This window comes from Floricoccus tropicus (genome assembly GCF_001832905.1).
Lineage (GTDB): Bacteria > Bacillota > Bacilli > Lactobacillales > Streptococcaceae > Floricoccus > Floricoccus tropicus.
Genome location: NZ_MKIR01000001.1, coordinates 85184 through 98116 on the forward strand (window position 1 = coordinate 85184; position 12933 = coordinate 98116).

General features: G+C 33.0%; 12 protein-coding genes. 3 read left to right on the forward strand and 9 right to left on the reverse strand.

The features are described 5' to 3' along the window. Positions 1 to 3 precede the first annotated feature (3 nt). From alsS to BG261_RS00455, 3 genes are all read right to left on the reverse strand, one after another. A complete protein-coding gene (alsS, locus tag BG261_RS00445) occupies positions 4 to 1662 on the reverse strand; it encodes an acetolactate synthase AlsS (RefSeq protein WP_414653938.1) in 1659 nt (552 codons plus the stop codon). A 143-nt stretch (positions 1663 to 1805) separates the two neighbouring features. Beyond that, complete coding sequence (locus BG261_RS00450; RefSeq protein ID WP_070791132.1) at positions 1806 to 3062, reverse strand: tetratricopeptide repeat protein; 1257 nt, start codon at positions 3060 to 3062, stop codon at positions 1806 to 1808. Next, positions 3062 to 4261 carry an AI-2E family transporter gene (locus BG261_RS00455; RefSeq protein WP_070791133.1) on the reverse strand — a complete coding sequence of 400 codons (1200 nt, stop codon included), beginning with the start codon at positions 4259 to 4261 and terminating at the stop codon, positions 3062 to 3064. The genes BG261_RS00450 and BG261_RS00455 overlap by 1 nt, the downstream gene beginning before the upstream one ends. A 247-nt stretch (positions 4262 to 4508) precedes the next feature. Between BG261_RS00455 and BG261_RS00460 the strand changes: the two genes are divergently transcribed. Then, positions 4509 to 5519 (forward strand): lactonase family protein, encoded by a 1011-nt coding sequence (locus tag BG261_RS00460; RefSeq protein WP_070791135.1) that lies wholly within the window; start codon positions 4509 to 4511, stop codon positions 5517 to 5519. 59 nt (positions 5520 to 5578) lie between these two features. On the opposite strand, the gene BG261_RS00465 is transcribed toward BG261_RS00460, so the two are convergent. From BG261_RS00465 to ptcA, 5 genes are all read right to left on the reverse strand, one after another. Beyond that, complete coding sequence (locus tag BG261_RS00465) at positions 5579 to 5857, reverse strand: hypothetical protein (RefSeq protein WP_070791137.1); 279 nt, start codon at positions 5855 to 5857, stop codon at positions 5579 to 5581. A gap of 173 nt (positions 5858 to 6030) precedes the next feature. Continuing rightward, entirely contained in the window at positions 6031 to 6963 is a 933-nt protein-coding gene (arcC, locus tag BG261_RS00470; protein WP_070791139.1) for a carbamate kinase, read from the reverse strand. Positions 6964 to 6971: 8 nt separating this feature from the next. Further along, positions 6972 to 8069, reverse strand: a complete 1098-nt coding sequence (gene aguA / locus BG261_RS00475) for an agmatine deiminase (protein ID WP_070791141.1) — start codon at positions 8067 to 8069, stop codon at positions 6972 to 6974. Beyond that, complete coding sequence (locus BG261_RS00480; RefSeq protein ID WP_070791144.1) at positions 8038 to 9441, reverse strand: APC family permease; 1404 nt, start codon at positions 9439 to 9441, stop codon at positions 8038 to 8040. Before BG261_RS00480 ends, aguA begins: the two co-directional genes overlap by 32 nt. A 106-nt stretch (positions 9442 to 9547) precedes the next feature. Next, the gene (gene ptcA, locus BG261_RS00485; protein WP_099098620.1) at positions 9548 to 10573 is read right to left on the reverse strand and encodes a putrescine carbamoyltransferase; all 1026 of its coding nucleotides are present in this window, start codon (positions 10571 to 10573) and stop codon (positions 9548 to 9550) included. A 275-nt stretch (positions 10574 to 10848) separates the two neighbouring features. Here ptcA and BG261_RS00490 point away from each other — a divergent pair, with 275 nt between their 5' ends. Further along, a complete protein-coding gene (locus BG261_RS00490; RefSeq protein WP_070791423.1) occupies positions 10849 to 11832 on the forward strand; it encodes a response regulator transcription factor in 984 nt (327 codons plus the stop codon). A gap of 65 nt (positions 11833 to 11897) precedes the next feature. Here BG261_RS00490 and BG261_RS00495 read toward each other — a convergent pair whose 3' ends face one another. Next, positions 11898 to 12461 (reverse strand): LOG family protein, encoded by a 564-nt coding sequence (locus BG261_RS00495; protein WP_070791146.1) that lies wholly within the window; start codon positions 12459 to 12461, stop codon positions 11898 to 11900. 126 nt (positions 12462 to 12587) lie between these two features. Between BG261_RS00495 and BG261_RS00500 the strand changes: the two genes are divergently transcribed. Further along, entirely contained in the window at positions 12588 to 12932 is a 345-nt protein-coding gene (locus BG261_RS00500) for a MazG nucleotide pyrophosphohydrolase domain-containing protein (RefSeq protein ID WP_070791148.1), read from the forward strand. The last annotated feature ends 1 nt before the right edge of the window (position 12933 follow it).

The following is a 12933-nucleotide window of genomic DNA, read 5'->3' on the forward strand; positions in this document are numbered from 1 at the left end:
TTTTTAATAAAACTCGTCTGGTAAGATTGTTTCTCCAAGTTTAATATTATCTGAGTAATCAACTGGAATATCAATGATTACTGGACCAGTAGAATCATCAATGTTTGCCAATACTTGGTCTAGTTCGTCTTTTGAGTGAACTCTAATTCCTTTTGCTCCAAATGCTTCTGCATATTTAACAAAATCAACAGGTCCTAAATCAACACCACTTGAACGACCATACTTCATTACCTCTTGGAACTCTACCATGTTGTAATGACCATCATTCCAGATTAAATGAACGATTGGTAAATTCATACGAACAGCTGTTTCGAGTTCTTGTGCTGAGAACAAGAATCCTCCATCACCAGATACTGAATAAACTTTTTTCCCTGGGCGAACAAGGGCTGCAGAAATTGCCCAAGGAAGTGCAACACCAAGTGTTTGCATACCATTTGAGAATAACAAATGACGTGGGCTATATGAACGGAATTTACGCGCCATCCAGATATAATGACTACCAATATCAACAGTAACTGTTTGATCGTCTTTAACATGTTTTTGAAGAGTTGAAACTACATCAACTGGATGAAGAACACCTTCTTTTTCAACAATACTCATATCAGGGAAATTTAGAATTTCGCGTAAATCAATCAAATAATCAATTGAAGCCTTAGGAAGTTTATAACCTCTGATGGCAGGCAAAAGACTCTTTAATGTTTCAGAGATGTCACCAATTAATTCACGTTCTGGTTGGAAATATGTATCAATTTCAGCCATAGCTTCATCAATTACGATAATTCTGCTATCAATTTCAGCATTCCAGTTACGTGCTTCGTATTCAATTGGATCATAACCGATCGCAATTACAAGGTCTGATCTCTTAAGAAGCATATCACCTGGTTGATTGCGGAATAATCCAACACGACCGAAGAAATTCTTTTCTAAATCTCTTGAAATAATACCTGCTCCTTGGAATGTTTCAACTACAGGGAGAGGAACATGTTTAATTAAGTTACGAACTGCAGCAGTTACTTCTTCACTTGATGCTCCACTACCTAGTAAAAGTACAGGTAGTTCAGCGTTTCTAATAGCTTGAGCTAGATAGTTAATATCTTCAATAGAAGCTGTTCCAAGACGTGGTTCACTTAATGGCGAAATTGCCTTAACAGAAACCTTTGAATCTACAACGTCTTGTGGAATTGAAATGAAGCTTGCACCTGGTTTACCAGATTTAGCCATTCTATAGGCATTGGCAATTGCTTCAGAAAGTGTGTTTGGATCTTCAACTTCAGCTGAATATTTAGTAATTGGTTCGAAAAGGGCAGCATTGTCCATACTTTGGTGAGTACGTTTTAATAAGTCTGCTCGTTTTACTTGACCACCAATTGCAAGAACTGGGTCACCTTCTGCTGTTGCAGTAACCAAACCTGTTGCTAAATTACTTGCTCCGGGACCACTTGTAGCAATAACAACACCAGGATCACCAGTAATACGACCAACACCTTGAGCCATAAAGGCTGCATTTTGTTCGTGGCGAGCGATAATTAACTCAGGACCTTTATCTTCCAAAGTATCAAATACTTTGTCAATTTTTGCTCCTGGAATTCCAAAAATATACTTCACATCATGATTAATCAGACTATCAACAACTAGGTCTGCACCAAATTTATCTTTTGACATTTGCATCTCCTTTTTCTTATTTCGTGAATTAGTATATCATGAAAAAAAGAAGAAAACTATTAAAGAAGACTAGGAAACCGTTATCATAAGAAAAAAATATTTTGTATAAAAAAATCTCGCCCGAAAGCGAGAATAATTTTAGTTTAATATTCTTCTAATTGAAGATCTTGTAGTAAATTTTGCATGTTTTCATCGTCAGGAACTAAATCAAGATATTTTTCGACTTGAGTTTTAGCATCCGTTTGACGTCCTATTCTACGTAAAACATCAATATAATCTTTTAAAAATTCTGGGTTATTAGACATATTTTCTGCCAATCCATCAAAGATTTCTTCAGCCTTATCTTCTTCATCAAGTTCCATGTATGCTTTAGCAAAGTTCCATGATGCAAGTAAATGTTCTTCATCTAAAACATCTTCCAAATGAACTACTGCTTCATAGTCTTCATGATCTAAATATAAATTACTTAATAAAAATACTGTTTCGTCATGCATATCTGGTACATCAAGAGCCTGCATGAGATATTTTTCAGCTTCTTCAAAGTCATGCATTTGATAAGAAATACGTGACAAGAAATGAAGTAATGGAACATCCTGAGGATTCTTTTTCAAACCTTGTAATGCAATGTTTTTAGCTTCTTCAAAATTATTATCATGCTCTAATGCTTGGGCATATAGATATTCATATCCGTCAAAATCAGGATTTAAAACATCTAACTGTTTAAAGTAATCAATCGCTCTCTTATCTTCTCCAAGCTCCATATTGATATTTGCAAGTTCAAAGAGAACATTATCATCATGATATAATTCTAAAGATTTTTCTAGATATTCAAGGGCTAACTCAAATTTACCTATACTTGCATAGGCAGTACCAATACGTTGATATGTTGAGACTCTTGTTGCTTCATAAATTTCTTCAACATCAAGGAGTACATATTTATCTATCGCTTCTTGATATCTTCCCTGGCTATAAAATAATTCAGCCATTGCAAAGGTAATTAATGGTGAATCTGACATACTTTCGGCGAGACGTAATTTCTCCAAAGCAGCTTCATAAAAGCCCTCCATTTGGTAAAGATCTGCTGTCTCAACTACTGCTGCCAAATAATTTTCATCATCCTCAGGGATTTGAGATAGGTATTCATATGCCTTATCAAAGTCACCATCGTCAGCAGCCATACTTGCTAAATTTATATAGAAGCCTTTATCTTCTGGATCTTCATCCATGACTTTATCATATATTAAGCGGCTTTCTTCTTGAAATCCCATATACTCTAAATATTCGGCTAGGTCCAAAAGGACTTCCTGTTCGTCAGACTCAAGCGCTTTTTTTAAAAGATCTTGAGCTTTTTCTAATTCTTGGTCATGAAGTGCCTCAACCATTTGTTCTGAATATGTCATTATTCTTCTGCCTCCTTATCCAATTCATCTTCTACTTGATCAAGTTGTCCTTCTGTCATTAGCGGTTCACTATAAAGTCCTGATACTTCACGGTACCATTTGTAGAAGTAACTTATTATTACTTTTAATGATGCATAAACTGGTATTCCCAGTAATACCCCCCAAAGACCGAAAAGTTTTCCTGAAGTTAGTAATACAATCAATACTGTAACTGGATGTATTTTTAATTTACTTCCTAGTACTAATGGTGAGATTAGATGTGCTTCAATAAATTGTTCTAAGGCAAAACAGATTAGAACTTTAATAATCATAACAGGACCTGTTGCTAGTGCAACTAATAATGCTGTGACTAAGGCAACAAATGATCCCAAATATGGGATTAGATTAAGTACACCTGCTATAATACCAATAGTCACGCTATATTTAAGTCCAATTATAGTAAATAAGGTACTAAGCATTATTGCAACGGCAAGTGAAACTGTTACTTGTCCACGTACATAGTTTGATAAGGTATTTCCTACATCAGATAAAATTTTTGCTGTTTGGGGTCTAACTTTGTCTGGAAGAAATTGTGTTACGTATGGATTGAGTCTTCTACCATCTTTTAATAGATAGAATAAAATGAATGGTAGAATAGCAATAGATACCAAGACACTTGTTGCAGTAGATAGGAATCCAGTTACTCCTGAAACTGCTGTTTTTGAAATATCCCTTGATGCTTCTATTAATTTTCCACTAACATTATTAATGAATTCTTCAATTTGAGGTCTGAATTGCTCAAACAGCGGTTGCTTGATTATTTCATTAATTCTTTTTTGTGATTCACTAATATAATATGGAATATTGGTCATAAAACTTTCTATATGATCGAAAATACTAGGAATTACTACTGCAAGTGAAAAGATGATTATCCCTACTAAAATAATAAAAAGAATACTGATTGAAATTGTCCTTTTTATTCCTTTTTTCTCACACCAATCGACGATTGGGTTCAACATATAATAGAAGATTGCTGCCAAAACAACTGGCAACATTATTATTCCCAAGAACTCAATTATTGGTCTAAAAAGAAAGCCTAGTTTACTAATTATAAAAAGATTTAAAAATAATAGGAGTGAAACTACTAATGTTGTTGCTATCCTATTATTAATAAATAGTTTGTAAAACCAAGAGGTTTTATAAGGTCTATTTTGATTCATTCATTTACCTTCATTTTTTCTTTTTTGTAACTTAAATTATAACACAAGTCAGCAAAGGAAAAAAACATTTAAAAACATTAAATGAAATCTGCTTTTTTCGCCTTTTAGATATTAAATTTAGAGGAAATCACTCATATATTTATAGAAAATATATGTGAACTTTTTTGATACCGTAAGTGGTTTAACTCAACCTTTTATCCCATTTATGATATTATTAAATAGAATATAATCTAGGAAGAGGTAAAATATGCAAGATACAATTTACTTTGGAACTTATACACGTCGTGAGTCTAAGGGAATCTACAAGGCTACTTTGGATACTGAAACTGGGCAACTTAGCGATTTAATCGAATATATTGAGGAGCCAAGTCCAACTTACTTAACTATTGATGATCAAAAACATCTGTACTCCGTTGGAGCTGTTAAGTCTGAGGGTGGTGTTGCGGCATTTGATGCTAATGGTCATCTTCTCAATCATGTTGTTGAAGAAGGTGCACCACTTTGTTACGTTTCTGTTGATGAAGAACGTGATTTGGTTTATGGTGCAAACTACCACAAAGGTCAAGTTCTTGCTTACAGACGCCAGGAAGATGGAAGTCTATCTTTAAGCGATAAAGTTCAACATGTTGGTTTTGGCCCTCATGAGAATCAATCGAGCCCGCACGTTCACTTTGCTGATTTGACACCTGACAAGTTTTTAGTAACTTGTGACCTTGGTACCGATAGTGTGACAACTTATGATATCCTTGACGGAAAACTGATTGAAATCAATAATTATCAGTCTGCACCTGGCTCTGGTGCTCGCCATATCGTCTTCCAAAAAACAAACAAGATTGCTTACTTGATTTGTGAACTTAATTCTACTATCGAAGTTCTTATCTACGATGGTGTCGGAGAATTCTCTTTACTTCAAACAATTTCAACACTTCCAGAAGATTATGTTGGTTTTAACGGGACTGCAGCTATCAGGCTATCTGCTGATGATAAGTTCTTATACGCTAGTAACCGCGGTCATGACTCAATTGTCGTTTATAAGTGTTTAGGTGACTCTACTTTGGAGAAAATACAAACTATTTCTACGTCAGGAAAGACTCCTCGAGATATTAACTTATCAAGTGATGGTAAGATTGTAGCAGCCGCACACCAAGATAGTGATAATGTTACTACATTTTCGCGTGATGAGGCAACAGGACTTTTGACTGAAATTCAACATGACTTTAAAGTTCCAGAAGCTGTGTGTGTTTATGTAGAAAAATAAAAAAAAACTCCTAATATCTTCTAGTAATGAAGATATTAGGAGTTTTTTACTTTAATAAGCTAAGGACCCCAAATCAAAGTCCCAATAAAAAATACTAAACCAATACTACATGCAATTAGACCATTCAATACTATCAAAGTATTTTTCAGTGATTTACTTCGACACTTTATCGCAAAATATATTCCCAAAGCACCTAAAACTGGTGTTAAAAATATAAATAAGGAAGGATTATTTGCATTATAAAAGAATAAGTTAGGAATCCAACAAAGCAAACCTAATAAGAAACAAATTATACTTAATGTAGGATATGAATTCTGACTAGAGAAACTATTTTTCATGAGACCTCCTTTAACATTAGATAGAGTTTTTTTTAACTATAGCATTTATGTTATATAAAATAAATTTATTGATAATTATTTATAATTAAAACAAAAATAAAAACGTAATTATTAAATTTGCTTAATAATTACGTTTTTATTTTACCTATCATACTGTCTCTTAATAACCAACATTAAAGATGGATACTAGTGCCACTTTCACTATATATTGCTTTTGATGCTTGTTCAAGTGAAGCAATAATTGACTTTCTTCCTTCCTTTGATTGGGCAAAGTCAACTGCGGCTTCAACTTTTGGCAACATACTACCTGGCGCGAATTGTCCTTCTTGGATGTATGTTTCAATTTCTTCAATAGTTACATCTTCAAGAGCCTTTTGATTTTCTTTACCAAAATTGACATATACATTATCAACTGCGGTCAATACAATGAAAATATCCGCGTCAATTAAAGCAGCCATTTTTGCTGCAGCAAAGTCTTTATCAATAACTGCGTCGATACCCTCATATCGATTACCTTTATAAACTATAGGAACTCCTCCACCGCCACACGCAACTACTACTTGGCCAGCATCTACTAATGTTTGAAGACTAACTTTTTCATATATATCTATTGGTTTTGGAGAAGCTATAACTCTTCTCCATCCTCTACCTGAATCTTCTTTGTAGATATCTCCAGTTTCTTCCATTATTTTTTTAGCATCAATTTCTGAATAATAGGCACCGATTGGCTTTGTTGGATTGTCAAAGGCTTTATCATTAGCATCAACTACAACTTGAGTTAGCATTGAAACAACTGGAATATCACCTAAATTTCTTTCTACTAACTCTTCATCAATAGCTTGTTGCAAATGATATCCTATATAGCCTTGACTCATGGCAATACACTCTGGAAAAGGCATAATTTTTTCTGGATCAGAAGCTGCTGTTTCTTCAAAAGCTAATCTAATTTGGCCAACTTGTGGTCCATTTCCATGTGCAATAACTACATTGTGGCCTGCTTCAATTAAATCTGCAACAGATTTAGCAGCAAGTTCAGCTTTTGTAAGTTGTTCATTTGCAGAATTCCCTAAGGCATTTCCACCAAGAGCAATAACAATTTTAGACATATAAACTCCTATCTTTTTGGTTGTTGCTGAGTTATACAATGAATATTTCCACCACCATAAACAACTTCAACAGTATTTACACCAACTACTTCTTTGTCTGGGAACATTTCTTGAACTTGTTTTAATGCAAGAGAATCATTAGTATCACCATATTGAGGAACAATTACTCCGTTATTAGTAATCAAGAAATTCATGTAAGAGGCAATACAAATATCTCCATCTTCTCTTGGCATTGTTCCTTCAACATAATCAATTTTGAAATTACCGTCAATAGTCACAGTTTCTATTGGACAACATAATTTATGAACTTTAAGTTTACGACCTTTAGCATCAGTCATTTCAACTAATTTATTATACGCATCTTGTGCCGCTTCATAAAAAGGACTATTTTTATCTTCAGTATAAATACATGCAACTTCTCCTGGTGCTACAAAACATGCAACATCATCAATGTGTCCATTTGTCTCTTCAGGATCTATTCCGTCTTTTATCCATAATACCTTTTCACAGTTTAAGAATTGGCATAATTTTTCTTCAATTTCTTCTTTTGTCATATGTGGATTGCGCCCTTCGCTTAGTAAACACATTTCGGTTGTAAGAACAGTTCCTTCCCCGTCAATATGGAATGAGCCACCTTCAAGAACAAAATTATTTGTACGATATGAATCAACATGCTCAATCTCACAAATTTTTTGAGCTACTAAATCATCTTGATCCCATGGGAAGTATAAACCATCCACGAGTCCACCCCATGCATTGAATTCCCAATCCACTCCTCTCAATTCACCTTTATCATTTATTACAAATGATGGTCCGCAATCACGTACCCAAGAGTCATTATTTGACATTTCATAAACCGTAATTTCAGAAGGCAATTGACGTCTGCAATTTTGAAACTGTGCTTGGGAAACGACTACATTCATTGGAGTAAACTTACTAATTGCTTTGGCAACATTTGCAAAAGCTTCTTGTGCCTGTTTTCCTCCATCTCGCCAATTATCTGGTCTTTCTGGCCAAATCATCCAAACCTTTTCTTGAGGTTCATACTCTGCGGGCATTCTGAATCCATCTTTTTTAGGCGTGCTTCCTATTATTCTCTTTGACATCTTTCTTTTCTCCTTTTAACTTAATGTTTTTTATTACAATGAAAACTTCACCAATCAGTATAAATATAATTGCTCCAATTGTTACTGGTAATTGCTCTCTTAAAGTTTCTGAATCAAATTTAAGAGGAATCGCGGTAAAAATTAATGAAATAATAATCATTATCATAGGTGCTGCAACTAATAATTTAAGAAAATTATCACTTCCTTTAACTTTAAATGGTCTCGGTCTTTCTGGATCAATTTTACGAAGCTTGTAGAATGCTGGAAAAACTGGTACATATGATAGTAGGAACATTACAAGATTTAATGAGAAGAATGACCAAAATAAATCTTGGTTAGGTAGTAGAGGTGCAATAAGAACAACGATCGATGCTACTACTCCATTCATTATTGCAGTTCCAACAGGCATATTGTTTTTCCCACCTCGTTTACCAAATACTTTTGGCATGTCTCCATTTTCAGCAGCATAACATGCTGTATTGTTTACTCCTAATGACCAAGAAATCATATTGCCAAATAAAGTCAACATAAATAAGAAAGCCATTAATCCAATAAACCAACCACTGGTAGAACCAGTCAATAATTTAAAACTGTCTATTAAACCACTACTAGTACTAATTTCACTTGTTGGTATAGCTACACCAATACCGAAAGCTGAAAATATATAAATCGCTGCAATTACTAAGCCAGCAACAACAATTGATTTGGGAATTTGTTTATTTGGATCTTCCATATCATCAGCAAAAGTACAGATCACTTCAAAACCAAGTAGATTGAAAAGGATTACTGAAACAAAGGAAAGACTGTGCAAATCAAAAGTTGGTAACATTGATTTAAGTGTGAATTCATTTGCCATACCTTTTGTTAATGCAACATACAATCCAAGAAATCCTATTAATAAAGCAAGGAACATTTTTATTACCGCTGCACCATTTAATATCCAAACACTATCACTTACTGGGAAAAAGCTAATCCACACAACAATCCAAATAAATATTAGTTCAATTAATATATTACCTACTGTATTAAATTCCATACCAGTAATAGTTGTTATTAATCCTGGACACATTACTGCGAGTGAAGCGAGCCATAACGGATAATTTATCCAATAAAACCATGAAACTCTTGCACCCCATTTATGCCCAAAAGCTTTAGTAACCCAATCGTAAATCCCACCTTCACCATTATAAGTAGTTCCTAGTTCTGAAGAAATTAGTCCGTATGGGAGTAAAAAAGTGATTAGCAAGAAAATCCACCAAAAGAATTGAGAATTTCCGATAGCTGCTACAGGGGCTGCTGCCTCAGCTACAAATACCACACAAATTACTGATAAAATGGCACTCATTAAACTAAACTTTTTCTTTTTTTCCATTTTTTTATCCTTTCAAATGGGAAACAAGACTGAACCAATCAGCCTTGTCCCTTCATACTCCCAAATAACAAACTAATCAGTTCATTTCAAAGGAAGCATATTTTTCCTATAAACTTTCTCCTAAAAGTTCTTCTAATTCTGCTTTTGCATTCGCTTGTGCTTGACTATCGATAGGATTTTTTTGTGCATAATCTCTTAATAGGTAAACTAATAAGCCACGAATTGAAGTTAAACGATTCTCAGCCTCATCAAAACAGATTGAATTTTTGCCATCAATTACTTCATTTGTTACTTCTTCGCCACGAGTTGCAGGTAAACAATGCATAAATTTAGCATCTTTTCCTGCTTTATTCATCAATTCTTCATTTACTTGATATTTAGGATAGAAAACATTCATTCTTTCTTCTTCTGAAAGTTCCGCTTCATACAGTCCATACCACACATCTGTATATACAAAATCTGATCCGACGATTGATTCCACATCCTCTGAAATTGTATAAGTACCTCCAGATACTGCACAAATTTCATCTAATTTTGCGCGATGAACATCATTCAATTGGAAACCTTTTGGTCCAAATTGAACAAAATCCATTCCCATTTTAGTAGTAATAAGTGCCAAAGAGAAACATACCTGAGTAGCATCTCCAATAAACGATACTTTGACATCTTCAAGCTTTTTATCAGCAGGTAGATGTTCAATCATTGTACATAGATCACCTAGCTCTTGCGTAGGATGATTGTAATCAGACATTGCATTAATTACAGGAATTGTTGAGTTTTCAGCTAAATCCACAACGCTTTTATGACGTTCAACACGCGCCATAATGATATCAACTAAACGAGAAAGCACACGGCTTGTATCTTCAATAGTTTCATGACCACCTAATTGTATTTGACCAGGCGCAAGATATTGAGCATGTCCACCAAGTTGCTCCATCGCAGTTTCAAAAGAAACACGAGTTCTAGTAGAAGATTGTTGAAAAATCATTCCCAGGGTCTTATTTTTTAATAGTTGAGGATAAAAACCATTTTTTACTGCGGCTTTAATTTTTAATGATAGATTTACAATTTCTAATAATTCTTCTTTAGAATAAGTTTCTGTTGTTACGAAATCGCGTTTGTTAATGTTCATCTTTCGATGCCTCCTAAATGTTTTTGTTTTGTTTACAGACATATAATACCAAGCAGAAATATAGTTTACGATAAACTAAAAGATGCAAACAAATCAAAACTTGTAAACGTTTTCTAAATATTAGGCATTTTATGAAAAAATAAACCAAAATAAGCAAAAGTTTAGATGAGTTTAGATCAAAAGTTTAGCTAATTTTAGTAATTTAATCACAAAATAGATGATATAATAAACTTAACAATTAACTAGTTTACAAGTGAGAAGGAAATATTATGCTAATGGCTTTTATGTTTATTTACAATATTCTATTGATAATTTTGTATACGCTTACAATGAGTTTATCTTTTTCTAATTATTTAAAAGAAAAAAAGAAAATCTTTTTATTGATTTCCTTATTTATACTTTTCTTCATTTTTGATAATACCATCGTTTATATGACTGAATTTTTATCTTCATTCTCTAACAGCTATGATCAACTATTCATGAAAGCCCCCGTTGCAAAAACGATTATTTTTTTATCGAACTCATATCTATCACTAGCAATTGTCAGCATCCTAGAAAATAGAAAAATAAAAAACTATGAATACTTTATTCTGATTGGGATGGCAATTTGGTTAATCTCTATTCCATTATTTAATACTTCGTCTCTTAAGATTTGGCTATACTACCTTCCAAATCAATTATTCATGCTATACTTGGGAGTTCAAATTATTATTTTTAATAAAAAAAACTTCAATTTCGAAAATAAGAATATCTTAAAATTAATATCGCTAATTAATATATTCTTTTCAATTGCAATTATTCTTGAAGATACTTTTGTAATTTTTAAATTGGACGACTACTCTAATCAAACATTACAAATGAACAATAGAAGTATATGTGAAGATTTGTATTCAATTATAATTTGCTTATTAATAATTATATGTATGATGAAATATCAAAATAAATCTTTATTAATAGATGAAATTCCCAATGATGTAGATTCAGATGATATTAATATTAACTATACTGATAATCATGAAGAGGCTTTAGAAAATACTGATTCTGAATTTGATGATTTTTGTAAAGAATTTTCTTTAACACAACGTGAAAAAGAAGTTTTAGAACATCTTCTCAATCATGAACCAAATCAAAATATTGCTGACAACATACATCTTTCTTTAGGAACAGTTAAAACACATATTCATAATATATTCATAAAAATTGGAGCTAAAAAAAGAAGTCAAGTTTTCGAAATCTATGATGATTTTAAAAAACAATAAATTAACAAGAAGAGCTTCTGCTCTTTTTTAATAAAAAAACACTTGTTTCCAAGTGCTCAAGTGCTCTATTTATATTTACGTACTTCAGGACTTTGATAATCATCAATAATTTTATCTAATTGATTCAAATTATCTATAAAATAAATTTTACTACGATCAACTTCACTTAGGAACCCATCAGTTACCATCTTATCAAAGAAACTTTTAAGTAAATCATAGTAACCAGCAACATTATAAAAGATACAAGGGCTTGAATTTTGTCCAACACGAACCCATGAGTAAGCTTCTGCTATCTCTTCAAGTGTGCCTGGTCCTCCAGGAAGAGCAATACAAGCATCTGAAAGTTCAAGCATTCTCATTTTTCTTACAGACATGTTTTCCACTACTTCAATTTCATCAATCTTATCATGAGCAAGTTCTCGTTCTTGTAAAAATGTAGGAATTATTCCAATCACTTTACCACCATTATCAAGAACAGTGTCAGCGATTTTTTTCATCAAGCCAACATTACCTCCACCATAAACAAGAGTATTTTTACGCTCTGCTATCCATTTACCCAAGTCAATTGTTGCTTCTTCATAAAGAAAATTATTTCCAGCATTAGCACCACAATATACAGCTATATTCATTATATAATTACCTTTCTATCTCAATATTATCTAAAGCTCTATTGATTAGTATATCATTTTAAAAATTATTTCAAACAAGGAAATTTTAGCAAATTGCGTTATAATATCAAAAAGGAGGAAAGAAAAATGAATACTAAAGAATATGAAAAATGGGTTATCGATTTTTATCGAAATCGTGGCTGGTATGAATACGACCCTTTTGTTAGGATTAACTATTTAACCGAGGAAGTGGGTGAAGTTTCACGCGCTGTTAGGGATATAGAGATTGGGCGAGACAGACCGGACGAAAGCGAGAAATCACTTGATACGAAGAAGGATAATCTGCTTGAAGAGTTAGGTGACGTTTTGGATAATATCATTATTCTAGCGGATAAATATGATATGACACTTGAAGATGTGATGGATAAACATATCAAAAAACTTGAGAAGCGTTTTGACCAAGACCAAAAAGAAGACGACAAAGAAGATTAGT